The following is a 26,769-nucleotide window of genomic DNA, read 5'->3' as shown; positions in this document are numbered from 1 at the left end:
CCGCCAGGATGATGGCGGGCGAGGCCGGCACGTTGAAGTGGTACGAAATGAGCAGACCGGCCGTGGACGCCGCCACGCCCAGGCCCGCGGCCAGCGGAACCTGGCGGGCGGCGGAGCGGACCCAGAAGCGCGCGGCGGCGGCCGGCAACATCATGATGCCGACCACCATCAACGTGCCCAGCACCTGAAAGCCCGCCACCAGGTTCACCACCACCAGCACCAGGAAAGCCATGTGGACCCAGCCCCCGCCGCCGCCGCTGGCGCGCAGGAAACCCGGATCCAGGCATTCGGCCACCAGCAGCCGGTAGATCGCCGCCAGCGCCAAGAGAGTCACGCTGGCCGTCGCCGTCACCAGCAGCAATGCCGCGTCGTCCAGCCCCAGCACCGTGCCGAACAGCACATGCAGCAGATCCATATTGGAGCCGCGCAGTGACACCAGCAGCACGCCCAGCCCCAGCGATATCAGATAGAAGGCGGCAAAACTGGCGTCCTCGCGCAGCGGCGTCATGCGTGCCACCAGTCCTGCCAGCAGCGCCACGGCCAGCCCGGTGACGATGCCGCCCAGCATCATCGCGCCCAGCGACAGACCGGCCAGCAGAAAGCCCGCCGCCACGCCGGGCAGGATGGCGTGCGACATGGCATCGCCCATCAGGCTCATGCGCCGCAGCACCAGGAACACACCCAGCGGCGCGGCGCCCAACGACAGGGCGCAGGCGCCGGCCAGCGCGCGCCGCATGAAGCCATAGTCCAGGAAGGGCGACACGACCCATTGCGCCAGGCTCATGCGCGGGCCTCCGCCAACCACTGCCGCGCCCGCTTCAGATGCGCGTCGTTCAGCGTGTGTTCGGTGTCCCCCCACGCCACCACCGAACCGGACAGGAGCAGGCATTCGGGGAAATGGTCGCGCACCAGATCCAGGTCATGCAGCACCGCGATCACGGTGCGGCCCTGGCCGTGCAGGCCGCAAAGCAGGGCCATCAGGTCGTCGGCCGTGTGGCTGTCCACGGCGGCAAAGGGTTCGTCCAGCAACAGTACGGGGGCATCCTGCACCAGCATCCGCGCGAACAGCGCGCGCTGCATCTGCCCGCCCGACAGCGCGTCCACGCCGCGTCCGGCCGCGTCGGCCATGCCCACGGTCTCCAGCGCGTCCATGCAGCGCTCGAGCTCCTGGTTCGCATACCGGCGCCATCCCCCCACTCGGCGCCAGGCGCCCATGGCCACCAGATCCAGCACCGACACCGGGAACGAACGGTCGAGTTCGGCGGCCTGGGGCAGCCAGGCCAACTCCGAACGGCCCGCGCCGCCGATGCGCACGCTGCCGGCCATGGGACGCAGCACGCCCATGATGCCCTTGATCAGGGTGGACTTGCCCGCGCCGTTGGGACCGACCACGGCGGTCATGCCGCCCGCGGCGAAACACCCCGATACCGACTTGAGCGCGGCGTGCCCATGCCAGCCAAAGGACGCGTCGGCCAGTTCGATGGTGACCGGCGCGTTCATCGCGCCCACCAATCCAGCGCCCACCCGGTCAAGGCCCACAAGGCGGCCGCGGCAGCTAGGGCGGCGGCCATGCGGCGCCAGGCGGAGACCAGGAAGGCGGAACGCGGCGGGGGAGCTTGCCGCGGTGCGGCTTCGGGCCGCCGGGGCAAAAGCGTGAAATGGGACATGGAAAGAATGCGGAGGCGAATAGCGGCTACAGTCAGTTTTATTATGTTATATCATAACCAAACGGCTTGATTCCACGGCGTTCGCCCGCATCTGGATGTTTTCTGCTACCTTCCAGGCATCTCGCGCGCATCGCGCGCGTTTTCCATAGAGATAAAGCCAGCCATGTCCGCACCGTCCCGCCCCCCTCGCAGCGATACCGTCGGCGCCCAGCTCAGCGTCGCCGAAGCGCTGTGCGAGCAGCGCGGGCGCCGCCTTACCCCCATCCGCCGCAAGGTGCTGGAACTGCTGCTGCGCCACGGCCGCAGCCTGAAGGCCTATGAATTGCTGGATGCGATGCGCGCCGTGCATCCGGGCGCCGCGCCCCCCACCGTGTACCGCGCCCTGGACTTCCTGATGGACGAGGGCCTGATCCACCGCCTGGACGCCGTCAATGCCTGGAGCGCCTGCCACGACGCGGGCGGCGCGCCCCACGACCTGCTGGTCGTCTGTACGGGCTGCGGCGCGGTCGCGGAAGTGTCCGACCCCGCCATGAGCCGCCAACTGGCCGAACGAGTCGCCCAGACCGGCTATGCCCTGGCCACGCACGAAACCGAAATCCGCGCGCTGTGCCCCCAGTGCCAGCAGAAGCAGCCCGCCGCGGACGCCGGCCACGGCCACCACCATCATTAAGAACTAGTGCCGGCAGGCAGCCCGCCCGCCACTTCTCCGCCATCGGACGCAAGCCCGCGCAGAACGTTTTCATCCGGATGCGCGCATCGCGCTCTTGAAATCGGGCAAACCGCCCCCAAATAGTGGTATCGCCCGATACTTGACGGCGTACGGACGCCATCTGGATGGCTACGGCCCCAGGGTTGACCCTGGGTTTGCCCCCTGCCCCCGACTGTGCTGTAATCCTGCGTCCGGCCGCTGCAGGCGGCCCACGCAGCCTGCGGCAAACATCCTCCGGCAAAGACTGGGAAACCCCGTCCAAACGTCGCAAGACGGCGTTGCAAGACAGGGTTGCGATCCCCGCCGAGAGTTCCTGTTTAACGCCTTGACTTCACGCTAGCAGCTTCGCCATGAACACCCCGCGCAGTTTGGACAAAATGGTTCCCGTCACCATCCTCACCGGCTTTCTCGGTGCGGGCAAGACCACCCTGCTCAAACGCATCCTGACCGAATACCATGGCCGCCGCGTGGCGGTCATCGAAAACGAGTTCGGGCCGGAAAGCATCGACAACGACCTGCTGGTGCAGGACCGCGACGAAGAAATCATCGAGCTGTCCAACGGCTGCGTCTGCTGCACCGTGCGCGGCGACCTGATGCGCACGCTGGGCGAACTGCGCGCCAAGCGCGAAGCCGGCGAACTGTCTTTCGAACGCGTCATCATCGAAACGACCGGCATGGCCAACCCCGGCCCCGTGTGCCAGACGTTCTTCATGGATGACGACATTGCCGAGTACTACCGCCTGGACGCGGTGGTTACGGTGGTCGACGCCAAGCACGGCATGGCCACCCTCGACGCCCAACCCGAAGCCCAGAAGCAGGTCGGTTTCGCCGACCGCATCCTGATCTCCAAGCGCGACCTGGTCAACGAAGTCGACTACGAAGCGCTGCGCCACCGCCTGGTTCACATGAACCCGCGCGCGCCGATCACCCCGGTCAACTTCGGCGAAGTCGACCTGAAGTCCATCATCGACATCAGCGGCTTCAACCTGAATTCCATTCTGGACATCGACCCGGATTTCCTGGCCGATGAGCACCCCGACGCCGCCCATGACCACGGCCACGATCACGACCATGGACATGACCATGGCCACGATCACGACCATGATCACGAAGGCGACTGCGGGGCGCATTGCAATCATGCCCACCATCATCACCACCACCAGCACGACGACGAAATCGGCGCGTTCGTGTTCCGTTCCAACAAGCCGTTCGATCCCGCGCGCCTTGAGGAATTCCTGGGCGGCGTGGTGCAGGTCTATGGCCCCGACCTGATGCGCTACAAGGGCATCCTGTACATGAAGGGCATCAACCGCCGCATGTTGTTCCAGGGTGTGCACATGATGATGGGCGCCGAACCCGGCAAGCCGTGGACCGCAGCCGAAAAACCGTCCACCAAGATGGTTTTCATCGGCCGTAAGCTGCCCCAGGAGATTTTCACCCGGGGCTTGGAGCAGTGCCTGGCGGGGTAATCCCCCTTCCTGACGTGACGTGATGCGACGAAGGCAGTACTGTGAGGTACGAATAGCGTAGGCAACAAGTAATACGGACCGGGAATGAACGCCCGCGCCAGGATCGATTCATAGTGGAGTGTTTTCATGGCTACCAAGGCAGCAACCAAGAAATCAAGCAAGTCGACGAGCGATACGGCGATTGATCTGCCCAGCGAGAAGGAATTGCTGGCCATGCCCGAGTCCGACTATATGAACGAACGCCAACTGGCGTTCTTCAAGGAACGGCTCAAACAACTCGAGCAGGACATCCTGGCCAACGCCGGCGAAACCACCGAGCACCTGCGCGAAACGCAGTTCGTGCCCGATCCCGCCGACCGCGCCACGATCGAGGAAGAACACGCCCTGGAGCTGCGCACCCGCGACCGCGAGCGCAAGCTGCTGAAGAAGGTGCAACAGTCCATCGCCCGCATCGACAGCGGCGAATACGGCTGGTGTGAGGAAACCGGCGAACCCATCGGCATCCCGCGCCTCTTGGCCCGCCCCACGGCCACCCTGTCGCTCGAAGCGCAGGAACGCCGCGAGATGCGCCAGAAGCTCTACGGCGACTGATCCGTCCCGTATTCAGGCCCTACGCTGAAAGGCTATGCTGGTTTCCAGCATGGCCTTTTTCTTTGGCCGGCACGCAAAGGGGACGCAAGCGTTCTGCCTTGATTTCCCCGCAATCGCCCCCAGCTAATCCCTTCATAGGAAGGAACGCATGGAACAATTTCACGCCACCACCATCGTGTGCGTGCGCCGCGGCAACCGCGTCGCACTGGGCGGCGATGGCCAGGTCACCCTGGGCAACATCGTCATCAAGGGCACCGCCCGCAAGATCCGCCGCCTGTACCACGACAAGATTCTGGCCGGCTTTGCCGGCGCCACCGCCGACGCGTTCACCTTGCAGGAGCGCTTCGAGGCCAAGCTGGAAAAACACCAGGGCAACCTGATGCGCGCCGCGGTCGAACTGACCCGCGACTGGCGCACCGACCGCGTCCTGCGCCGCCTGGAAGCCATGCTGATCGTGGCCGACGCCGAGCACACGCTGGTGCTGACCGGCAACGGCGACGTGCTCGAACCGGAACACGGCCTGGCCGCCATCGGCTCCGGCGGCGCCTACGCCCAGTCGGCCGCCCTGGCGCTGCTGCGCAACACCGAGCTTTCGCCGGAAGCCGTCGTCAAGCAATCGCTGGAAATCGCCGGCGACCTCTGCATCTACACCAACCAGAACCACGTCATCGAAACGCTGGGCGACTGACGCCCGCCACGCGGCGCGCCCGTCGCGCCGCGGCCGCCACCCCAGCCTGCCCTAGCTTCAAGGATCCGCCCTCATGTCCGCATCCAACATGACGCCCGGAGAGATCGTCTCCGAACTCGACAAGTACATCGTCGGCCAGAACCGCGCCAAGCGCGCCGTGGCCGTGGCGCTGCGTAACCGCTGGCGCCGCCAGCAGGTCGCCGAACCCCTGCGCCACGAGATCCACCCCAAGAACATCCTCATGATCGGCCCCACCGGCGTGGGCAAGACCGAAATCGCGCGCCGCCTGGCCAAGCTGGCCAACGCGCCCTTCATCAAGATCGAAGCCACCAAGTTCACCGAAGTGGGCTACGTGGGCCGCGACGTCGACACCATCATCCGCGACCTGACCGAATACTCCATCAAGCAGACCCGCGAACTGGAAATGCGCCGCGTGCGCACGCAAGCGGAAGACGCCGCCGAAGACCGCATCCTGGACGCCCTGGTGCCGCCCCCGCGCGGCGCCTCCGGCGAACCGGAACGCGGCGAGGACAACAGCGCCCGCCAGACCTTCCGCAAGCGCCTGCGCGAAGGCAAGATCGACGACCTCGAAATCGAGATCGAAGTTGCCCAGGCCGTGCCGCAGATGGACGTCATGACGCCTCCCGGCATGGAAGAAATGGCCGAACAGCTGCGCGGCATGTTCGCCGGCATGGCGCGCGACAAGAAGAAGCCCAAGAAGATGAAGGTGCGCGAAGCCTTCAAGCTGATCGTCGACGAAGAAGCCGCCAAGCGCGTCAACGAAGAAGACCTGCGCACCGTGGCGATCAACAACGTCGAGCAGAACGGCATCGTCTTCCTGGACGAAATCGACAAGATCGCGGCCCGCCAGGAATCTGGCGGCGCGGACGTCTCGCGCCAGGGCGTGCAGCGCGACCTGCTGCCGCTGGTCGAAGGCACCACCGTCAACACGCGCTACGGCATGGTCCGCACCGACCACATCCTGTTCATCGCGTCCGGCGCCTTCCACCTGTCGCGCCCCTCGGACCTGATCCCTGAACTGCAGGGCCGTTTCCCGATCCGCGTCGAACTGGAATCGCTTACCGCCGAGGACTTCGTGCGCATCCTGTCCGACACGGATGCCTCGCTGACCAAGCAGTACACGGCGCTGATGGCGACCGAGGACCTGCAGCTGGAGTTCACCGAAGAAGGCGTGCGCCGCCTGGCGGAGCTGGCCTTCGAAGTCAACGAAACCACCGAGAACATCGGCGCGCGCCGCCTGTACACGGTGATGGAGAAACTGCTGGACGAGCTGTCCTTCGACGCCACCGCCAGCAGCGACAAGAACGTCAAGATCGACGCCGCCTACGTCAACGCGCAACTGGCGGAAGCCGCCAGCAGCCAGGACCTGGCGCGCTACGTGCTGTAGTCCCCGCGGCCGCGCCTTGCGCGCCGCCAGCAAAACGCCGTCCGCAGCCTGGCGCTGCGGACGGCGTTTTCTTTTGCCGGGCGGCAGGCCCGGCCTGGACGCGGCACCTACCGGAACGCTAGTTGCTGATCGCGGTCACGATGTACTTGCCGTCCTTGCGGACCGCCGTGAAGCGCACCTTGTCACCCGCCTTGATCTTGGCCAGCAGCGCCGGATCGGCTTCATAGACCAGCGTCATCGCGGGCAGGTCCAGCGCCTTGATGGCGTCATGCTTGATCGTGACCTTGCCGCCGGCCGGATCCACCCGCCGCACTTCCCCGCTGGCCTCGGCCTGCTGCGCGAACGCCAGCGGCGCGGCCAGCGTGACGACGGCCACCGCCGCCGCGGCGGCCATGGGCATTGCATACTTGCGGTCAAAAATCATGCAGATATCCTCCGATTGCAGGGAAAGCGCGGAACCGGCGTCCCCGCTTTCCATAGTGCTAGGATACCGCCCTCGTGCAACAGTTCCCCCGCCCTGACGCAACAATTCTGACAGTTGATTGCGGAATACGCGGGCCGCGCCGCCCCGATACATGGCTGGACGCAAAACCCCTACCTTTCGTCACTCTTTTCAGGAGCTCCCATGGCCAACCGCTTATCCGTCATCGCCACCCGCACGGGAGACGACGGCACCACGGGTCTGGGGGACGGATCCCGCACGCCCAAGGACGCCCCGCGCATCGCGGCCATCGGCGACGTCGACGAACTGAACAGCGGAATCGGCGTATTGCTGACCGAGGATCTGCCCGCCGAGATATCCGCAGATCTGCTGGCCATCCAGCATGACCTTTTCGACATGGGCGCGGAACTTTGCATCCCCGGTCACACCGCCCTGACGGACGAGCACATCGCCCGCCTGGACGCGCGCCTGGCCCACTACAACGCGGCCTTGCCGCCTCTGCGCGAATTCATCCTGCCCGGCGGTTCGCGCGGTTCGGCGCAGGCGCATGTGGCGCGCACGGTCTGCCGCCGGGCCGAACGGGCCGTGGTGGCACTGGCGCGGGTCGATCTGGTGCACCCGCCGGTGCGGCAATACTTGAACCGGCTGTCGGATCTGCTCTTTGTCCTGGCGCGCTGCATTAATCGCGCACGGGGAACGGCTGATGTGTTCTGGGCCGGCCCCAATGCGCGTAAGACCACGTAACTCATGAGATGAAATGCAAGATGAAATTCTGGCCATCGCTGGAGGCGTACCTGGAACGTCTCTATTTCACCCCATGGTTTGTTTCATTTTTTAGGTCGGGCTAAAGCACTTGCGGCATAATTGAGGGTTAATTAGCGGGTTTGCATGCACGCTCAAAGCTCAAGGACTAGACAAGAATGAGTATCATTGTTACCGGCGGAGCAGGGTTTATCGGCTCCAATTTTGTACTCGACTGGTTCCAGCAAAGCAGTGAACCCGTCGTGACATTGGACAAGCTCACCTACGCGGGCAACCCCGAAAACCTTGCTTCGCTCAAGGACAATGCCGCTCACAAGCTGGTCCAGGGCGATATCGGAGACTTTGAGCTGGTCAGCCGCCTGCTTGCCGAACACAAGCCCCGCGCCGTTCTGAATTTCGCCGCTGAATCGCATGTCGACCGCTCGATCCATGGTCCCGGTGAATTCATCCAGACCAACATCGTGGGCACCTTCCACTTGCTCGAAGCCGTGCGCGCATATTGGAACGGTCTGCCGGACGATGAACGCGCCGCGTTCCGCTTCCTGCATGTGTCCACCGATGAAGTCTACGGCTCCCTGGAAAAAGACGATCCCGCCTTCAGCGAGACCAACCGCTACGAACCCAACAGCCCGTACTCGGCCAGCAAGGCCGCCAGCGACCACTTGGTGCGTGCCTATCACCATACCTACGGTTTGCCGGTGCTGACCACCAATTGCTCAAACAATTACGGCCCTTATCACTTTCCCGAGAAGTTGATTCCGCTGGTCATCCACAACGCTCTCGCCGGCAAACCGCTGCCAATCTATGGGGACGGTCAGCAGATCCGTGACTGGCTGTATGTGAAGGACCACTGCTCAGCGATACGCCGCGTCCTTGCCGCCGGACAGTTGGGCGAAACTTATAATGTGGGCGGCTGGAACGAAAAGACCAACCTGGAAGTCGTCCGCACCCTCTGCGCCTTGCTGGACGAACTCAGCCCCCGGGCTGATGGCCAGCCTTATAAGAATCAGATAACGTTCGTGAAGGACCGGCCCGGCCACGATCAACGCTACGCCATCGATGCGTCGCGTCTTGAGCGCGAGTTGGGCTGGAAACCCGCGGAGACCTTCGAAACCGGCATCCGCAAAACCGTAACGTGGTATTTGGAGAACCAGCAATGGGTGGCCGGTATCACCAGCGGCACCTATCGCGACTGGATCAGCACGCAATACGCAACCTGACGGATCGGCGTTCGCATAACCACGACACACCGCGCACCGCCCATCACGATAAGTCGAGTTTCCGCATTGCCAATTAGCCAACAACCTATCCGCACGGACGAGCAGGTGAATGAGCGGATTGCTATCCTTCTGTGCACGTACCAGGGTGAAACGTACCTGCCAGAGCAACTGGACTCATTCGCCGCACAGACTCATTCCGACTGGATCGTCTGGGCGTCCGATGATGGCTCTTCCGACGCCACGCCACGGGTGCTTGAGGACTACCAACGCCGCTGGGCGTGCGGCCAACTGATGATACTCGCCGGCCCGCGCAAGGGTTTCGTTGCGAATTTCATGTCGTTGCTGTGCAGCCCGGAGCTTGCCGCCGATTATTACGCGCTTTCCGACCAGGACGATATCTGGCACGCTGACAAACTGCAGCGGGCCGCGGATTGGCTGCGCCAAATACCCGAAGACGTGCCGGCGCTCTACTGTACGCGCACCGAACTCATAGATGAAGCGGGCCGTTCGCTCGGCTATTCGCCGTTGTTCAAACGACCGCCTTCTTTTGCCAATGCGCTTGTACAGAATGTAGCGGGTGGCAATACGATGGTAATCAATAATGCGGCGCGCACCTTACTGCTGGAGGCCGGCGCCGGCCTTGATGTCGTCGCCCATGACTGGTGGATGTACATCGCAATCAGCGCCTGTGGCGGTCGTGTTCACTATGACAGTCAACCGTCACTAAAGTATCGTCAGCATGGCGGCAACCTCATCGGCGCCAATACTGGATTGTTTGCACGGCTGCAAAGGATCCGGCTGTTGTTCCGCGGTCGTTTGAAGACCTGGACCGACCAACATATCGTTGCGCTGGCGCCGTTGCTACCCAGGCTGACGCCCGTCAACCGCAAGATCTATGAGCGTTTTGTCAAAGCTCGCCAACGCAGCCTTCTGCCCCGCATCATCGGACTCAAATGCTCGGGCGTCTATCGCCAGACGGCCTTGGGAAATCTGGGGTTGCTCGCCGCTGCAATATCCAACCGGATTTGAAGGTAGCCATGAAAATTCTACTGCTGGGTAAAGACGGCCAAGTTGGTCACGAGTTGCAGCGAACTCTGCTGGCGCTCGGCGACGTCCACGCCTCTGGCCGCGGAGACGCCAACTTTGAAGATCCAGACAGCCTGGGCCGCTTACTGGAAGCGCAAATGCCCGACATCATCGTCAATGCTGCGGCCTATACAGCGGTAGACAAGGCCGAAACACATCAAGATGTCGCCCGCCGGGTCAACGCTGACGCAGTTGCTGTGCTTGCCAGCTACGCTCAGGAAAAGCAGGCATTGCTAGTGCATTACTCCACGGACTACGTATTTGACGGCACCAAGAACGGTCCCTACGACGTGGATGATCAGACCAACCCGCAAAGCGTGTATGGCCGCACCAAGCTGGCGGGCGAATCGGCCATCCTAGCGAGCGGCTGCAATGCCCTGATGCTGCGCACCAGTTGGGTATTCTCGGCGCATGGTGGCAACTTCATCAAGACTATCCTCCGCCTGGCCAAGGAGCGCGATGCATTGAGTATCGTTGCCGATCAGCATGGCGCTCCGACTTCCGCCGAACTCATTGCTGATGTCACGGCACTGGCCATCGCAGGGTGGCTGCAGGGCCGCCTGGCCTGCGGCATTTATCACCTGACCGCTTCCGGCGACACGACATGGCACGGTTTGGCATCGCATGTCGTGGATCGCGCGTGGCGCAATGGTGTGAAGCTAAAGACCGACCGGGACCACATCAAACCCATTACGACCGAGGAGTATCCGGTCCCGGCTGTCCGACCCAAGAACTCTAGACTGAACACCAGCGCATTGGCGTCCCCCTTGAAACTACAGTTACCTCATTGGACGGTCCACGTCGACCGCACAGTGGACCAACTTACGTCTACGGAACTTTCGACATGAAACGCAAAGGTATTATCCTGGCTGGGGGGTCCGGTACCCGGCTGCACCCAGCCACCCTAGCAATCAGCAAGCAATTGCTGCCGGTTTTTGACAAACCGATGATTTACTACCCCTTAAGCACCCTGATGCTCTCGGGGATCCGGGACATTCTCATTATTTCGACCCCCCAGGACACTCCCCGCTTCCAGCAGCTGCTCGGCGACGGGTCGCAGTGGGGCCTGGCTCTCCAGTATGCCGTCCAGCCGTCCCCCGATGGCCTGGCTCAAGCCTTTCTCATCGGAGAATCATTCCTCGGCAATGACCTGTCCGCACTCGTGCTTGGGGACAATATCTTTTACGGCCACGACTTCCACCAACTACTGGCCAATGCCGGCGCCCGCGCCGACGGCGCCAGCGTGTTCGCCTATCACGTACACGACCCCGAACGCTATGGTGTTGCGGAATTCGACAACAGCGGGACTGTCCTGTCCCTCGAAGAAAAGCCGGCCAAACCTAAATCCAACTACGCGGTCACGGGCCTGTATTTCTACGACAAGGACGTGGTCGAAATCGCCAAGCAAATCAAGCCATCGGCCCGCGGCGAACTCGAGATTACCGATCTGAATCGAGTCTACCTCGGCCAAGGCAAACTGAATGTCGAAATCATGGGCCGCGGCTATGCCTGGCTCGATACCGGCACCCATGAATCGTTGCTCGAAGCCAGCCAGTTCATCTCCACTCTGGAGAACCGCCAAGGCTTGAAAGTCTCATGCCCGGAAGAAATCGCATTCCGCAATGGATGGATTACGCCTGAACAGCTGGAGACATTAGCGGAACCGTTAGCCAAGAACGGCTACGGCAAGTATCTGCAACGCTTGCTCGTCGAGAAAGTTTACTAAGCGAAGCCGGGGCAGCAACCGACATGGCTACTGCGCCAGCCCCCAAGGCCAACCTTTCGCTTAACCGGCGGAGACGGTCAAGCGCCCCGTCTGTTTAGCGCCGTGCAGCCTGTGGGCTGGTCGCCGCATACCCGCCCTCAAGATTGGCATCGGCAGTTCCCGCCGCCGCAGCCTGTGCTGACCCGGAACGCAATTTAAAGCGAAGCCGTGCATCATCGAGTCGACGCGCAAAACGGTGACCAAAGTTCAGGCTAGGCTTTTCCAGCAAATGCCAAGATAGCGCGGCCAGCAAAAGCGCAAGGGGCATTGCAATTGCCGTCACGGCAATCGCCGTAGGACGCACTTGGAAATCCACCAAAATGGAATACGCGATTTGCTGGCTGGGCCATCCGTAAAGATAGACGCCGTAGGAATAGTCATGCGTGATCGGCAGGCGCTTGATCAAAGGACCTAGCGTAGCCAGCCACATCGCGACAGCTATTGAGAGGCCGAAAATTACAAAACGCTTCAAATCCACGAAGCCAGCCTTGTGCGCCCAGAGCATCAATACGGCAAAGAAGATGATCATCGCGACAGGGCGGAACTCGATCTTGTCTTCGAGGACGTAAAAGAGACCCCCAATTAGAAAAATGATGGAAAACGCGGGGTAAGCCGGCGTGCCGTAGAGCGCGGGGTTATTACCCAGCAGCGGCACCTTATCAGGGATGAGTGCAAGACATAGGATCAAGAACAAAAAAACCAAACATTGCATGCTTTTGTCTTTCATCAACCCCAACAGCGAAAGCACTCCTAGAGCAAGATACAGGCGCAATTCCAGCGTTATGGACCATAACGATCCATTCAACGCCTTTTCAGGGTGATTTTCAAATATCCCTGGCACAAAATACAGATTCCAAACACCCAGAGAGTTTGTAATAAAATAATTTAACGCATCCTTGCTAGCCAAGATTTCGGTGAACTTCGCTCCACCAAACATCCAAGAAAAAACATAGGGCACCAAGAAACAACATAGTATCAATGCGGGATAAATCCGCATCACGCGTTTAACTGCGTAACCACCAATACTGCGACTGCTGTCCAGACTTTTGGTAATCAACGCTCCACTAATAAAAAAGAACACTACCACGCTTAGCTCACCAGCATGAGTCACCCCAGACTTCCGGGCGACCCATTCCGCCTGACCTGTAAATGCGTAGCTGTGGGCATAGATAACCAAGAGCGCGGCGAGCAAACGCACCGCATTAAAGTTATTCGATTTGGGTAATAAGACGCTAGACATGACGTTCCTTATCGACGGGCCCTCTTAGGCGCCAATCCTCTTCATCTTGACAAGCCAGATACGCTCATGACCACTGCGGCCATGACAAGGAACAATGCTTTCCACTCGGAGGCGCGCCGCTTCCGCGAACCGCTCGATTTTCTGACGACTGATTTCGTCGTTGGCGTCCAGATCTGCCGTACCGAGCGCCAACACGAAGCTCTGACGCGGCATCAATTCTGGATCTGTATTTAGTCTCTCCTTCATCCTTTCCAGCGTTGGCGCTTCAAACATGGGCAGCCTTGGCCCGATAGCGGTAAGGGCACCCATCCAATAGCCCCATTGGGGAAACAAGAGTGTAGTATCGCGTGGCTCAGTGGCTAATTGTGTGATGGCGACGTTGATAGCTTCGGTGTACATCCCCGCGCCGCCCTCCTGCACCAACCTCTCTGCAAACTTGCGGCTCCTGAGAGTCGGATTATCTTTGTAACCCTGGAATCCAACGCCTCCGCTGACTATGTGCGCACCCGCTGCGCAGCCTTGGACATACAGGATTTTCACATTATCGAACTCTCGGCAGTCACTGATGGACAAGCAACAACCGCAATGCAGGCAAGTGATATTTGGCGAAAAGACCAGCCTCTCCTGATCTACAACATAGATACATTTGTCGAGCCGAAGGCGCTACAGCCAACCGATATCCGCCCGCAGTCCGATGGTTGGATACCCTGTTTTTCCGCACCCGGGGATCATTGGAGCTTTGTAGAATTGTCCGACCAGCAATGGGCGACACGCGTAACGGAGAAAACGCGAATCTCCGATCACGCATCGATTGGCTTATATTGGTTTGCCAAGGCCGCGGACTATGAAAAGGCCTATAACGACTATTTCAGCAATGCCGACAATTTGGTAAAAGGGGAGAAATATGTTGCCCCTTTGTACAATCATCTGATCGACAAGGGATTGAATATTTCTATTCAAGACGTGCCGGTTTCTACCGTGCACGTACTCGGAACACCCGATGAATTGAAGCAGTTTCTGGCTCGTGAATGTCCGAGGATAGAGTAATCTAGTACACATGATCGCCGATTATTTACGGCGAGCGCATCGAGCAATCAGAGACAAGCGGGGATACCATTGCCGCAGCACCTTGGTTCCCCGCTATTGGCCTGTCGCCTTCAATCAGCCATTTTCAATCGATTGAGGATACGCGAGCACGCCTTTCCATCGCCATACGGGTTATGGGCTTGACTCATGCTGGCGTAGACGTCTGCATCCGTCAGCAGCAGCCGTATACCGCCGACAATGGCTTCGACATCCGTTCCCACGAGACGTACCGTGCCTGCTTGGACCGCCTCTGGCCGCTCCGTAGTATCGCGCATGACCAGTACAGGCTTGCCAAGCGATGGCGCTTCCTCCTGAATTCCTCCCGAGTCCGTCAAGATGATGTGGGACTGATTCATCAAATGAACAAAGGGTAGATAGTCGATGGGCTCCACGATGTGCACGTTCCGCAGTCGGCTCAGGATCCTCTGGACGGGCTCCCTGACATTTGGATTCATATGGACTGGATAGACGAAGTCCACCTCGGGAAACTCGCTAGCCGACCGCTGGATCGCCGTGCAAATCCGCTCGAAACCGTCGCCAAAACTCTCTCGGCGATGACCTGTAATCAGGACAATTTTTCGGTCTGGCGATAAGTACTCATATCCGGCCGATGCCTGCAGCCGAATCTCGGGATCTGATTCCAGCTTTTCTTTTACCCAAAGAAGGGCGTCAATCACCGTATTTCCGGTGACTTCTACGTTTTCTTCGGCGACGCCCTCGCGCAGAAGGTTGTCACGCGACAGCCCGGTCGGAGCGAAATGCAATTTCGCAAGCGCCCCGGTAATTTTTCGATTTCCCTCTTCCGGCCACGGCGAATACAAATTTCCGGTTCGCAAACCGGCTTCAACGTGACCGACCGGAATTCGATGATAGTAGGCCGCAAGCGACGCAGCTAGCGTCGTAGCGGTATCTCCATGCACCAGGACATAGTCCGGCTTGAATTGGGAAAAAACCTCACGCAAGCCCAGCAGAATCGACGAAGTGACGTCGGTTATATCCTGATTGGGTCGCATGATATTCAGGTCATAATTCGGCTTGATCTCAAACAACGAAAGCACCTGATCGAGCATATGGCGGTGCTGTCCGGTCACGCAAACTCTGCACTCAAAGCCTGAATCGGCCTGAAAAGCGTGCACGACGGGAGCCATCTTGATGGCCTCTGGACGCGTGCCGAACACAACTAGTATCTTCATTTGATGCTCAACTTTATAATTTTTGGGAACTCAGTCATTTTTACGAGATTCTAAAGCATCTTGACCATCTCAGTGCCGGCGGCCACCGCCGACTTCAAGCGCTTGCGCAAGCGAAGTACTCCTCCTCGACCAACCATGCTGCGCGGCCCATTCTCGGCGCCGCGCCACCGATTCCGCATCACGAGCGTAGGGAAGCAATTTTTCGATTGCTTCTGCAAACGCCGACGCGTTCTCCGCACAGCACACACCTAACGCTTCGAGGCCAGCCAATTCCGGCAGTGGCGTGGCAACAATAGGGCAACCTGCGGCCAAATATTCGTAAAGCTTGACGGGATTGGTAGCGATGGTTAGTGGAGAGAGGATAAACGGAATCACGCAAACATCGAAGGTCGATAGCATCCCAGGGACATCGCCGTAGGGGATTTCGCCGACAAGTTTCACATTCGAAGGAAGATTCGCTTTCTTTTCTTCAGCCCCAACCGAGGCCCCGACCAAAACAAAGGTCCATTTCGGATTTCCTTCGGCAACAGCGAGCAGCAGGTCAAAATCAAACCACTCGGAGATTGCTCCAACATAGCCGATAACGGGCATCGCGCTACGTTGCTCTCGGCTCACCGCCGCGAATCTGTCAAATTCGCAGCCGTTGCGGATAAGCATGTATTCGCTAGCATCCCCTCCGTACTCTTGGAGTCTGTTCAACAACGCTTGCGAACTGGCAACATTGCACGTCGCGCGTTGAACCAATGCTCGCTCCACCGTCGCCAATCGGTCTGACGCGGCCCCTCCGAATCCTGCGTGCTGATCCAGACAGTCATATACAAGACTGCGCCAGGAATGGCAACTCACGACGGGATACCAGGCCGGGTGCTCCACAATTGCGGACGCCGTTTTGGCACCCATATCGTTGAACAGAGAATGCAGGGACTGCAAGAAACCCCGTGCCTCCTGCTCGGTGATATCACTCTGATGCAAGTCGGGCAGGCGGAATTTTCCAGAGGAGATTTGCACTACAAAAAGCCCTGGCGCAGGACTCTTCAGAACGACGTAATCGCGCTTCCCCCCAGCCACAAGGGGCGTCGGGCAGATATAGATGACCCGATATCCTTGACTTGCCAGTCCCAACGCGAGATGTTGGGGCCGCTGGAACCGGAAGTCCCAGTCTATGACGGAGAAGAAAAAGACGTCTCCCGCCGCGGCGGGCAGCCCCCAGTCGGTTACGGTTTCACCGCCGGCGTCTGGCCGGTAGATCGCCTCGTAACGCGTTACGAGCTGCCCCATGTTGCCTTGCTGGCCGAAGAGCGCCGCAAAGGCATTGCGCACACGCCGCCAAGTCAACAAACGAAGCGTCAGTTTCGGATCGCTCAGTGCAAAGCTGGCCAAAGCCTTGAGTTTTCCGAGCACGATGTTTCCGCCCTAGTACGAATCCAATTTCAGCCGGCTCGCCACCTCAGCGGCGCGTGCCGACCAGGTGTGCGAAGCTGCGTAAGCGCGACTCTCAGCCGCCTCGGCCTCCAGTAGAGAGGAGCTACGCACCAACGTCACAAAATCATCTTTATCGACCGCGATCTTCACGAATGGGATCCGACCACACTCCTCTGTTGCAGTCGCGATAACCGGTTTGCCAGCCGCCAAGTACTCATAGAGTTTGACAGGCGAGACGGAGTTGGTGATCTGATTGACTACGAAGGGAATGAGGCAAAGATCGAAACGCTGCAGGTATGGCACCAAATCCAATTGTTCCATCGCCGGGAAATGGCGTACGTTGGCCCGAGTGCAAAGTGAATTTAGGCTCTCATCGGCGCCGTCGAGTACGGGACCAATTATAACGAGGACATGATCGGGCAGACTATCGGCGAGGTGCTCCAACAGTTCGAAGTCGATCCACGGCGCCAATGCTCCGTAATAGCCGCTCACCGGGCGCCGCTCAAAATCCTTGAGAGCTTCAGGCACGGCCTGCGGCACCGCCAAGGCAGCAATGAACTCTTCGCCAACAGCATTGGGCAGTATCAACGCTGCATCCCGACGATCCGCCGGCAAGGTATCGTACAAACGCTGCGCCGAGACGGTTATGAGGTCCGCACGTTGCAGCATTTCATCGTGCATGGCCTCTACTTGCTCTGAAGGCAAATCGAGCAAGCACAAATCATCCATGTAGTCATACACAAGCCTGGAATATGGCAGGTATTCCACATGCCGAAGATTGTTTGGCCAGAGGCAATAATAAATTACGTTTCCAGGCTCAAGGATATGCGGCAGCAACGGGAAAATATCCCATTCCTGCACTACGAACAATCCAGGGGAGACCTCCTCTATGTCCTTGACCTTGTCTGTTGTGTGATTGAGCGTGCCATATATGACGAGAAATCCCATGTCGGCGAATGCCTTCGCCAAACTCTGCGGGCGCTGCCGCATATAGGAGTAATCAATGGTCGCGGGAAAAATCACCACACGCCGCTGTTCCAAATTTCCCAGCGTCCGCCTTACCTTCTCCATCAACTCCTTCGATGGGTCGGATTCCGCTCCCTTGACACCGGCTCGAATCGCCAAGCGCGATGCTATATATCGTCCATAGCGAACCCTCTCACGCCAAGTTCCGCGCAAGACGTTCCGACGAAAGTTGAACCACCTGGTCTGCCATTTGGAACGAGCCAGCACAGCAGGTGGCTGTCCGCCGGAAATCTGATTTGATACTTCAGCGGAATGAACTTGCACAAGTAGGTGACGAAAGTTTTCCCACCGCAACTCAATTCGCTCCAGCGCCGCCACAGCTTCCGGAGTCCGGGGACCTTCAAACATGACTCTGAGGTCTTTATCCAGTTTTTCCCAATAGCTTAGTGCGATTTCCGAAAACGACCACGTGACGTCGTGTTTTTTTGTGTACAAGGCTTTGTTTCGCTCAAACAAGGCCTTGTATTTTTGGGTAGCTAATTTGCCGAAAGACACACTACCCTTGTGATAGACGAAGCAGTCTTCAATTACGGCCAAGACAAAACCCGCGCGCCTGGCTCGTACGCAATAGTCATCGTCTTCGAACATGCCCAGGCCAAAACCTTCGTCCAGATATCCGATCTTTTCTATAACTCGCCGGTGAACCGCAACGCAATAGAATCCAAGGCGCTCGGTTGCAAACCAAACTCCTTGGTGACGCTGGATATATGCCGAAGTTATTTCTTCGTAGGTGTTTTCGTTGACCCCGTCGAGTTCGAGCCTCTGCTCGTTGCCGGCCGAGTTCGTTACCGGACCGATCAGTCCGATCTGCTTATTTTCAGTGAACAGCCGGGTCAAGCGAGGAAGCCATCCAGGAGGCACCAACGTGTCGTTATTGAGCAAAACGACCACTTCGCCCCGCGCCATTTTCATGCCGTCGTTGTTCCCCCCAGCGTAACCCTTATTCGTTTCATTCAAGCGAAGATGGATGAATGGGTACTTGCGTTGAAATTCCAGCAAATACTCACGCGTGCCGTCAGCGGACGCGTTGTCAACAACGATCAACTCGTTACGTGTCAGGTCCGTGTTCGCGATGATCGATTCAAGGCAAGGAGCTGTAGTTTCGTTTAGATTGTTATAAGTCAGAACGACGATGGATGCGTCCATGGGTCTTCACAATAAATTGGAAAGTACTTGCCAGGGTAAAAACACTAGCATCACGGCTTGGAAAAAGCGGCGGTCTTCAGCAGTGATTTTACCCGAGCGTCCCATGAGTTTTCCTTGGCAAGCTCAATACGCCGCCTGATTTTCTCTTCATCTTGCCGCTGTTCCATGGCCTTTTCCAGCTGCTCGATGAATTCACGCGCATTGTGAGCCAGATAGCAATCATCTGCATAAGCAGCCAGCTCGGGTAGATCGATGGAAACGACCGGCTTACCCGCGCTCATATATTCATAGAACTTGACCGGGTTGGTGGCGAGAGTCAGGGGTACCAACTTGAATGGAATCGTGCAAACGTCGAAGTACGCCAGATATCCGGGAAGGTCGACATACGGTTTCTCCCCGCACAGATGAACGTTCGGCAACCCTTGGAGGGGATTCAGGTCTGCTCCCGCGGTGGCCCCGATGAGCACGAAATTCCAATCTGGCTTTGCCCGGGCGCAATGTGCGATAAGTTCAGTGTCAAACCAATCCGATATTGCACCGTAATATCCCACAATGGGCTTATCACTGTAGGCTTCGAGCAAGCCATTACGCACGGGTTGCGCAAAGTGTTGGAACTCGGTCCCGTTTTTAATCTGAACAGTACGCGGGTTCAGCAAATGGCATCGATCTTCCAGCAATGCCGAGGACGCTATGACCAGATCTGCGGCCTCGATGAGGGTTTGTTCAACCTTCAGCGCCTGTGCCGTATTCGTACTGAATCCCGCGTGGTCATCCATGCAATCAAAGACTATCTTGCCGCCGAATTTTTCTTTGAGCTGTTGGGCGACCGGCCACCATCCAGGAAACTGGAGCAGGTAGTGGATGGATTTGGGTTTGGTATCACGTATCAACTCGGACAAGCCTGCCACGACGTTGTCGAGATCGTCGCCAGCCAGGGTGTCGGTATAGATATTGATTGGATCCTTGGTATGCAACCATACCTGGGCTACGTCCCTGTCCAGCTCATTCAGGCTCAGCATGGCCGCAGCTTCCGCAGGCGAGGCGAATTTTCTACCTAAAGGGGTCATCGACATCGCCAAATAGCACGCCGAATATCCGTTATCGCGCAACCGCGTCACGAAATGCTGGGGCCGCTGCCAACGGAAGTCCCATGTGATAATTGGAAACACCAGCAAAAGACGGCCATTGTTCCGCTTCAAGGATTGGGTAATCGCGTCGACATTGGTACGAGACTGCCGTCTCGCCTTGTAGCTACGGACGCTGCGTACGACGTCGCCAACCGGCGATGCCGCCAAATGGCGCCGTGCAGCCGCTTTGATAAGACGCACACCCATGCGAACGCTCCCCCGTTGATTCACACGGGTATAGTCCTCCATTTCCGCATGGGCTTTTTCGAGTGCAGCGTCTCGTTGCGCGAGCTGGATCTCCAGCGATTTCCCCCACTCTGTCATGCGATTGACGTCGGATTGCAAGCGACGGATATCATCGTCGCGAATTCTGATCTCTTCGTTCATTCCCCCGCCCCACTCACTCATACGACCGACCTCGGATTGCAGGCGACGGATCTCATCGTCACGACTTCTGACCCCTTCATTCACTTCCCCCCCCCATTGGGTTACACGGCTGATGTCGGATTGCAGACGACGAATCTCATCGTCACGATTTTTGATCTCTTCCTTTACCCCGCCCTCCCACTCGTTCATACGGCCGACGTCGGATTGCAGGCGGCGAATCTCATCGTCGCGACTTTTGATTTCTTCATTCGCCTCCCCGCCCCACTCGGCCATGCGACTGAGTTCAGATTGCAGGCGGCGGATCTCATCATCGCGAGTTTTGATTTCTTCAGTCGCCCGCACTCCCCAGAGCGAAGCGGTATGTGCGTCTGACTTGGCAGACGCCAACTCCTGTTCTTGGTGCTTGAGCAGCCCCACAGCTCTCTTAAGAATCATATCGTCCAAAGCGGAAGCCAACGATTCGAATTTGGAATCCAGAACTGCCTGCAGTTCCGGCGATGGCTGGTAGTCGGGCAACTTGATCGGTGTCCCCGACTTCGACGCAAGGACGAAGATTCTGTAGTGTGGCGGAGCAAAGTCATAGGGAGCCAGGTCCTCGTTGAAGCTCTTCGAGACATCCAGAACCTCCGGCTTGAGCGGCTGTACGTCCCAATAGCAAATCACTTTGGAGAGCAGGCGCTTCAACCAGGGCACGTGGCCATGGCCCACGGAGGTTGTTGGAAACCCGTTTCGGGCGAAGTGCTCGTTGATCGACGCCGCCACAGGAAGGCCGTAGTGATAGTGTTCCGCCAACCAGCTGTAAACACTGCCATGGATCCGCTCGTACTCCGAGTTGACCATGTCATCCGTCTCGCGGGCATAGCCACCCTCTTCTGGCGGAAAACCCACAAGCACTGCCTTGTCGGCCAATTCAGTCAGTCGATCCAAGAACGCTTCGCGGTGTTGCGCGGGAACGTGCTCCAACACATCCACCGCACACACGTAATCAAACTTGCAATCATCCAGGCGCTGGGTGAACACGTCACCGCTGATACGATGCGGGCCATCCTTACCCGCCAGCAACGGATCGACATACGTGATGGTTGCTTCTCCAAGGAAAGAACCGAGCAGACATTCGGGCCCGCTGCCGACGTCCAGCACCGTAGCACCCGGTTGTAGACCAGCATCGCGCAGAATGCGCACACAACCTTGATAGCGGCTGTATTGATCAAAGACCATGGAATCAGCGGTGGGGGAGTCCGTGCTGCTACGCGCTTCGACTTCCTGGCTACGCGCCTCTTCTTCCATTGAGTACACGGGAAATTCCCGCAGGCGCTTTACCCAGGCTTGAAGCTCTTCCGCCGAGCAGGTACGACGAACGATCACGCCGACACCGCAGGGCCAGCCCAACGTCATATCGTCGCCGACGGCGATCAACTCGCCCAAGGGCGAAAAAATGTCGACAAAGTCCTGGTGCGAGAAGCGCCAATGATCGGCGGGATAATCATGTAGCTCGAATCCAGGGGAGCGAGTCGTCAGCACAAGTATGCCCCCCTCCCGCAAGGTGGCAGCCATCTGGTACAGCGCGCCTTGCCAATCGTAGCAATGCTCCAGCATCTCTGTGGAGAGCACAACATCGAAGGCTTCCGTTCCGAATTGGCCGACAATGCGCGAAGCATCCAATACGAGGTCGACCCCGGGGCCTTCGAAAATATCGATACCCACGTACTCGCTCTGCGGATCAGCGAAGATCGTCCGCAAAGTTCCATTCACGTCGCGAGATCCCACCTCCAACACGCGCGCCCCCTTCTTGACGTGCGGCAAGGCTTCCTTTCCCCAATCCATGCACCAGGCATTACACATCGCTATACCTCTATAAAACTGCTATTCAAATGGAATTCTCGCCCGTTCCACCGGGCGCGACGGCACGTCATACAAGCGTCAAGTGGAAATTCGCACCGCCACCTACGGGAAAGATGAATAGCCATGGTTGATCTCGGGCACAAACATGCGAAAGGCAAAAAGTGCCTTTTACTTCCAGTCAGTTGCTCACTGATGGTCAAGACGAGTGCAACCAGGAGACACTGATAATTTGGTCAGAAAAAAAACCTTTAGGGACCGCACATCACAGCAAGCACAATGACCAGGTGTCAGGCGAACGCATCCGCTTCCACGAACTTGACGCCCAGTTCATCCTTTTTCGACAAACGAGGCACCACATCGGCAGGCCAATCTATCGCCAATGTAGGATCGTTCCAGATCACGCAGCGTTCATGCTGCGGTGCATAGAAATCCGTGGTCTTGTACAAGAAGTCCGCAGTCTCGGATAGCACCAGAAAGCCATGCGCAAAGCCCTCAGGGACCCACAACATCCGCTTGTTGTCCGCGCTCAAAACCTCACCTACCCACTTTCCGAACGTGGGAGAGCCCTTGCGCATATCGACCGCAACGTCGAATACTGATCCCGTTACCACCCGCACCAGCTTACCTTGCGGTTGAGCGATCTGATAGTGCAGGCCTCTGAGCACTCCTTGTGCGGAGCGAGAGTGATTGTCTTGAACGAAATTGACATCCCGGCCTACCGCAGTATTGAAACTTCGACTATTAAAACTCTCAAAGAAAAATCCCCTCTCATCGCCAAAAACGCGGGGCTCGACAAGTAGGACTTCAGGTATTTCGGTTTGAATAATATTCATATAAGCATCTCGTTCTTCAACACATTCAAGCAGACAATGGCCGCGGCTTGGCCGCATTTTTCCAAAGATGCTGCCCGTCGCCATGAGCTCCAAGCCATGGCGCTAAAGCACGGCTCGGTTATCCGCGGATGAGCTGTTTGAGACTGCCTTTCACCGCGCGCGCCAACGCGCGAGCGGCGGGCAGCACCCCGGGGGCGGCTGTCGGCGCAGTACTTTCGAGCACTTGTCCCTGCTCGTCCAGCACACGCAACAGCTTTGCATTCTCCTCCTTGAGCGACGTTGCCCAATCTGACATCTCCATCAGTTCGGCATGCTTCCGCAATAGCTTTGCGTTCTCCTCTTTGAGCGACGCTGCCCAATCCGACATTTCCATCAGTTGACCGTGCTCGTGCAACAGCTTTGCGTTTTCCTCTTTGAGCGACGTTGCCCAATCTGATATTGCCATCAGTTCAGCGTGCTTCTTCGCGGCAATCCGATTGGACAGGTCAGTAGACGACGACTGCAAGGCAGTCTCTTCCTGGCGTCGCGCCTGACTCAAGGTTTCGTCCATCAGTGAAGCCCTACTGTTCACCCTGGCAGTCGCGGCCGCATCTCCCGACATCGCGCTCCGCATGTCCTGTTTAAGTCGTCTCCATGCAGCGATGGCAATATCCGTGTAAGTCCACGCTATGTTGTGCTTCTCAAAGAAATAGGCGAGGTTCTTGAAAAACAAACCCTGATATTTTTCAGCCCCCAACTTGCTGAAAGAGACACTACCCTTGTGATATACGAAAGAGCCTTCCGCGATCAGCAGTCGATAATCGGCCTTTCGCGCCCGCACGCAGAGGTCATCGTCTTCGAACATGCCGATGCCGAAGGCTTCGTCCAACATCCCGATCTTGTCAATGACATCCCGACGTATGGCCACGCAGAAAAATCCCAATTTCTCCGTTTCGGAATAGATGCCGCTTTGTAGGGTCAGATAAGAGATGGTAGCTGGCACGAAGGTGTCTTGAGTGACTTCTGACAGCACGACTCGTTGCTCATTGCCAGCAGAGTTGGTTACAGGACCGACCATTCCAACACCGGGATCCTTATCCAGCACCTCTACCAACGGCTCCAGCCAGCCCGGCCCCACAAGCGTATCGTTATTCAGCAAGACAAGGATGCGTCCATTGGAGAGCCGCATGCCGTCGTTGTTGCCGCCGGCGTATCCCTTGTTTACATCGTTCAAGCACAGCCGAACATACGGATGCTTCGATTGAAACTGGCGCAGATACTCGGCCGTACCATCACTGGAAGCATTATCGACAACGATCAATTCGTGGCGAATCAGATCGGTATGCTCGAGTATCGACTCCAGGCAAGGCGCCGTGGTCTCTTCGAGATTGTTGTACGCCAAAACAATGATGGAAGCGTGAATGTCAGTCTTGGATGGATGGCTACTCATAAATGCCCCTGCTATTGTTCGGCGAGTTGCGAACACACAACCTTTAAAAATCCCGCCACGCGAACAACGCCTGAAATTTCCTTCGTGCGCTGGACACAGCTGGCGGCCTGATTCTGACAATCATTCGCCGCACATCGCCGAAACGGTGGTCGGCAAATTCATCATCGCGTGCACCTGTCTCTCTGATGACACCATGAAAACAATGGCATTTTCTACGCGGTCTGCCATTTTTATATCACCCAGCTCGGAACGGTAGGCGACTGCAGGACTGAATGCGTAAGAGCCGGGATGTAGCAGAGGCAAATCGACAGTGAACGTTACCGTCGTAATGCTACCCACCCCTCCAACATTCACAGTCGCCTTCTCGACATCGCTATTCGTGCTGGCCAGCTCTATGCCTTTCTGAGTACGAAAAATATAACCTGCAATGATCTTCGCACCTGCTTCCATAGACTCATTTCTGATACTAAACCGAAGAACGACTCGAGAACCATGGATGACTGTCTGCGCCGGACGCATCTCTTCGTCGTAAAGACCTACACCGATAATCGAACAGATACCATCCCCGATACGCCGATCGATATTGGGAATTTCCCGTTCGATGCCCACTGCTGGACTGATAAGAGCAGGCTGATCTTCCACCTGAGTCGCAGGCGTTTGGGCCTCGCCCTGTTCATACCCGAAAAGCGCCGCCAAGTAACGGTCGACCACCTTCGATGCCGTATCGAAAGCGACCATTTGACCGTTTTCCAACCAGATGCATTTCTCGCACAACGACCTCACCGCATTCGCGTCATGAGATACGAAGAGAATCGTAGTTCCACGTTCCCGCAACTGCTCAAAGCGCAACATGCACCGATGGGTGAAATAGGCATCCCCAACCGCCAAGGCTTCATCGACGATCAGAATATCCGGATCGATATTGGCCTGGATGGCAAACGCCAATCGGACATACATTCCGCTGGAATAAGTCTTGACCGGCTGATCAATGAAATCGCCGATTTCCGCGAAGGCGAGAATGCGATCCATCTTGGAAGCAATCTCTTGACGAGTCAGACCCAGGATTGCGCCATTGAGGAAGACATTCTCGCGCCCCGTAAACTCGGGATTAAAGCCTGAGCCCAACTCAAGCAGCGCGGCAACCCGTCCGGCGGTAGATACTTCACCCGAACTCTGATTCAAGGTGCCGCAAATAAGCTGCAAAAGGGTCGACTTGCCGGAGCCGTTGCGGCCAACGATGCCGATCACCTCGCCTTTCTTTATCTCGAACGAGATATCCTTCAGCGCCCAGAATTCCCTAAAGAACTGCTTACGACCACGCGCCAACATTTGCAAAAGACGATCGCGCGGACGTTCATAGACGTGATAGCACTTGCTGACATTGGATACCGATATCGAAGTCTCAGAGGACATCAGCAAACCCCTTCCTGGTCTTCTGGAACCACGCGAATGCCAGCCATGCAAACACTGCCGCCGCAGCAGCATATAGCGCCAATCCCAACGGATCCGGCGGGTTACCGAAAAAGGCTACTGCGCGCATTTGCTCGACAATGAAAGTAAGCGGATTCAGGTACAGCAAGTGACGGTATGGCTCAGGCAATTGTTGGGGCGGATAAAATATGGGCGACATGAACATCACCACGGTCGTCATGATTCCGATAAACTGGGACACATCACGCAAGTACACACCCAGAGATGCCAATATCCAGCACAGTCCCAAGATAAAAAGGCAAAACGGCACCAGGATCAGAGGCACATAAAGCGTGGTCAGGTGAGGCACCCCGAATAGGACCATGTATGCCAGCAGCCATACCACCAAGCTTATCAACGTATGGAACAGAGCGGCACCTAGCGTAATCCAGGGGAGAATTTCCAGCGGAAATACTACCTTCTTGACGAAATTTGGATTACCAACAATCAATCCAGACGCCTTGTTAAAACATTCGGCAAAAAGGTTGAAGACGATCAGGCCCAAAAACAATACCAAGGCAAACTCGGTCCGCGAGTCACTGCCAGTATTCCATCGTGCTTTAAAGACGACACTGAACACAAAGGTGTAGATCGCAAGCATGATGATGGGGTTGATGAACGACCACATCAATCCCATGACGGAGCCTTTATAGCGCCCAATCACTTCTCGCTTGATTGAAGCGACGATCAAACCTCCGTTACGCACCCCGCTCGACACAAGCGCAAGCGGACTGCTCGGAAACTGCCTCATTGTGGAAATA

24 protein-coding genes are annotated in these 26,769 nt (G+C 57.7%); 11 read left to right on the top strand and 13 right to left on the bottom strand.

What is annotated here, in order from left to right; all coding sequences use genetic code 11:
* The coding region (locus N5C88_RS12260; protein ID WP_280015381.1) for a metal ABC transporter permease at positions 1–784 on the bottom strand (784 nt) is incomplete at its 3' end.
* Positions 781–1,500 (bottom strand): ABC transporter ATP-binding protein, encoded by a 720-nt coding sequence (locus N5C88_RS12255; RefSeq protein WP_118933501.1) that lies wholly within the window; start codon positions 1,498–1,500, stop codon positions 781–783. The genes N5C88_RS12255 and N5C88_RS12260, both read right to left, overlap by 4 nt.
* 330 nt (positions 1,501–1,830) lie before the next feature.
* On the opposite strand from N5C88_RS12255, the gene N5C88_RS12250 reads away from it, so the two are divergent.
* From N5C88_RS12250 to hslU, 5 genes are all read left to right on the top strand, one after another.
* Positions 1,831–2,337 carry a Fur family transcriptional regulator gene (locus N5C88_RS12250; protein ID WP_118933502.1) on the top strand — a complete coding sequence of 169 codons (507 nt, stop codon included), beginning with the start codon at positions 1,831–1,833 and terminating at the stop codon, positions 2,335–2,337.
* Positions 2,338–2,726: 389 nt separating this feature from the next.
* Positions 2,727–3,845, top strand: a complete 1,119-nt coding sequence (locus N5C88_RS12245) for a GTP-binding protein (RefSeq protein ID WP_054457043.1) — start codon at positions 2,727–2,729, stop codon at positions 3,843–3,845.
* Between the two features lie 126 nt (positions 3,846–3,971).
* Positions 3,972–4,436, top strand: a complete 465-nt coding sequence (dksA, locus tag N5C88_RS12240) for an RNA polymerase-binding protein DksA (RefSeq protein WP_006389752.1) — start codon at positions 3,972–3,974, stop codon at positions 4,434–4,436.
* A 148-nt stretch (positions 4,437–4,584) separates the two neighbouring features.
* Positions 4,585–5,124 carry an ATP-dependent protease subunit HslV gene (gene hslV / locus N5C88_RS12235; protein ID WP_013396837.1) on the top strand — a complete coding sequence of 180 codons (540 nt, stop codon included), beginning with the start codon at positions 4,585–4,587 and terminating at the stop codon, positions 5,122–5,124.
* A gap of 73 nt (positions 5,125–5,197) precedes the next feature.
* Positions 5,198–6,532: an ATP-dependent protease ATPase subunit HslU gene (gene hslU / locus N5C88_RS12230; RefSeq protein ID WP_059374110.1), complete on the top strand. Its 1,335-nt coding sequence runs from the start codon at positions 5,198–5,200 to the stop codon at positions 6,530–6,532.
* Positions 6,533–6,650: 118 nt separating this feature from the next.
* On the opposite strand, the gene N5C88_RS12225 is transcribed toward hslU, so the two are convergent.
* Entirely contained in the window at positions 6,651–6,956 is a 306-nt protein-coding gene (locus N5C88_RS12225) for a copper-binding protein (RefSeq protein ID WP_059374168.1), read from the bottom strand.
* Between the two features lie 201 nt (positions 6,957–7,157).
* Between N5C88_RS12225 and N5C88_RS12220 the strand changes: the two genes are divergently transcribed.
* From N5C88_RS12220 to rfbA, 5 genes are all read left to right on the top strand, one after another.
* Complete coding sequence (locus tag N5C88_RS12220) at positions 7,158–7,718, top strand: cob(I)yrinic acid a,c-diamide adenosyltransferase (RefSeq protein ID WP_280015380.1); 561 nt, start codon at positions 7,158–7,160, stop codon at positions 7,716–7,718.
* A 176-nt stretch (positions 7,719–7,894) separates the two neighbouring features.
* The gene (gene rfbB / locus N5C88_RS12215; RefSeq protein WP_280015379.1) at positions 7,895–8,956 is read left to right on the top strand and encodes a dTDP-glucose 4,6-dehydratase; all 1,062 of its coding nucleotides are present in this window, start codon (positions 7,895–7,897) and stop codon (positions 8,954–8,956) included.
* Between the two features lie 66 nt (positions 8,957–9,022).
* Positions 9,023–9,985, top strand: coding sequence for a glycosyltransferase family 2 protein (locus N5C88_RS12210; RefSeq protein ID WP_280015378.1), 963 nt, complete (start codon positions 9,023–9,025; stop codon positions 9,983–9,985).
* An 8-nt stretch (positions 9,986–9,993) separates the two neighbouring features.
* Entirely contained in the window at positions 9,994–10,890 is an 897-nt protein-coding gene (gene rfbD, locus N5C88_RS12205; RefSeq protein WP_280015377.1) for a dTDP-4-dehydrorhamnose reductase, read from the top strand.
* Positions 10,887–11,768 (top strand): glucose-1-phosphate thymidylyltransferase RfbA, encoded by an 882-nt coding sequence (rfbA, locus tag N5C88_RS12200; protein WP_280015376.1) that lies wholly within the window; start codon positions 10,887–10,889, stop codon positions 11,766–11,768. The genes rfbD and rfbA overlap by 4 nt, the downstream gene beginning before the upstream one ends.
* Positions 11,769–11,862: 94 nt before the next feature.
* On the opposite strand, the gene N5C88_RS12195 is transcribed toward rfbA, so the two are convergent.
* Positions 11,863–13,047 carry an acyltransferase gene (locus N5C88_RS12195; protein ID WP_280015375.1) on the bottom strand — a complete coding sequence of 395 codons (1,185 nt, stop codon included), beginning with the start codon at positions 13,045–13,047 and terminating at the stop codon, positions 11,863–11,865.
* A 24-nt stretch (positions 13,048–13,071) separates the two neighbouring features.
* Positions 13,072–13,356 (bottom strand): hypothetical protein, encoded by a 285-nt coding sequence (locus N5C88_RS12190; protein WP_280015374.1) that lies wholly within the window; start codon positions 13,354–13,356, stop codon positions 13,072–13,074.
* Positions 13,357–13,410: 54 nt separating this feature from the next.
* Here N5C88_RS12190 and N5C88_RS12185 point away from each other — a divergent pair, with 54 nt between their 5' ends.
* A complete protein-coding gene (locus N5C88_RS12185; protein WP_280015373.1) occupies positions 13,411–14,094 on the top strand; it encodes a hypothetical protein in 684 nt (227 codons plus the stop codon).
* A gap of 110 nt (positions 14,095–14,204) precedes the next feature.
* Here the strand turns inward: N5C88_RS12185 and wecB are convergent, their stop codons facing one another.
* The 8 genes from wecB to N5C88_RS12145 form a co-directional block, all read right to left on the bottom strand.
* Positions 14,205–15,326 carry a UDP-N-acetylglucosamine 2-epimerase (non-hydrolyzing) gene (gene wecB, locus N5C88_RS12180; RefSeq protein WP_280015372.1) on the bottom strand — a complete coding sequence of 374 codons (1,122 nt, stop codon included), beginning with the start codon at positions 15,324–15,326 and terminating at the stop codon, positions 14,205–14,207.
* 69 nt (positions 15,327–15,395) lie between these two features.
* Positions 15,396–16,727, bottom strand: coding sequence for a glycosyltransferase (locus N5C88_RS12175; protein WP_280015371.1), 1,332 nt, complete (start codon positions 16,725–16,727; stop codon positions 15,396–15,398).
* A 12-nt stretch (positions 16,728–16,739) separates the two neighbouring features.
* Positions 16,740–18,920: a glycosyltransferase gene (locus N5C88_RS12170; protein WP_280015370.1), complete on the bottom strand. Its 2,181-nt coding sequence runs from the start codon at positions 18,918–18,920 to the stop codon at positions 16,740–16,742.
* Between the two features lie 50 nt (positions 18,921–18,970).
* A complete protein-coding gene (locus N5C88_RS12165; RefSeq protein ID WP_280015369.1) occupies positions 18,971–22,258 on the bottom strand; it encodes a methyltransferase domain-containing protein in 3,288 nt (1,095 codons plus the stop codon).
* Between the two features lie 305 nt (positions 22,259–22,563).
* Entirely contained in the window at positions 22,564–23,109 is a 546-nt protein-coding gene (gene rfbC, locus N5C88_RS12160) for a dTDP-4-dehydrorhamnose 3,5-epimerase (RefSeq protein ID WP_280015387.1), read from the bottom strand.
* Between the two features lie 118 nt (positions 23,110–23,227).
* Positions 23,228–24,538 carry a glycosyltransferase family 2 protein gene (locus N5C88_RS12155; RefSeq protein WP_280015368.1) on the bottom strand — a complete coding sequence of 437 codons (1,311 nt, stop codon included), beginning with the start codon at positions 24,536–24,538 and terminating at the stop codon, positions 23,228–23,230.
* Positions 24,539–24,658: 120 nt separating this feature from the next.
* On the bottom strand, positions 24,659–25,951 hold the full coding sequence (locus tag N5C88_RS12150) for an ABC transporter ATP-binding protein (protein WP_280015367.1): 1,293 nt from the start codon (positions 25,949–25,951) through the stop codon (positions 24,659–24,661).
* Entirely contained in the window at positions 25,941–26,759 is an 819-nt protein-coding gene (locus N5C88_RS12145; RefSeq protein WP_280015366.1) for an ABC transporter permease, read from the bottom strand. The genes N5C88_RS12150 and N5C88_RS12145 overlap by 11 nt, the downstream gene beginning before the upstream one ends.
* Positions 26,760–26,769 lie beyond the last annotated feature (10 nt).

Source organism: Achromobacter sp. GD03932 (genome assembly GCF_029839485.1).
GTDB classification, from domain to species: Bacteria; Pseudomonadota; Gammaproteobacteria; order Burkholderiales; family Burkholderiaceae_B; genus Achromobacter; species Achromobacter bronchisepticus_A.
This window is presented reverse-complemented; position numbering and strand designations above follow the sequence as displayed.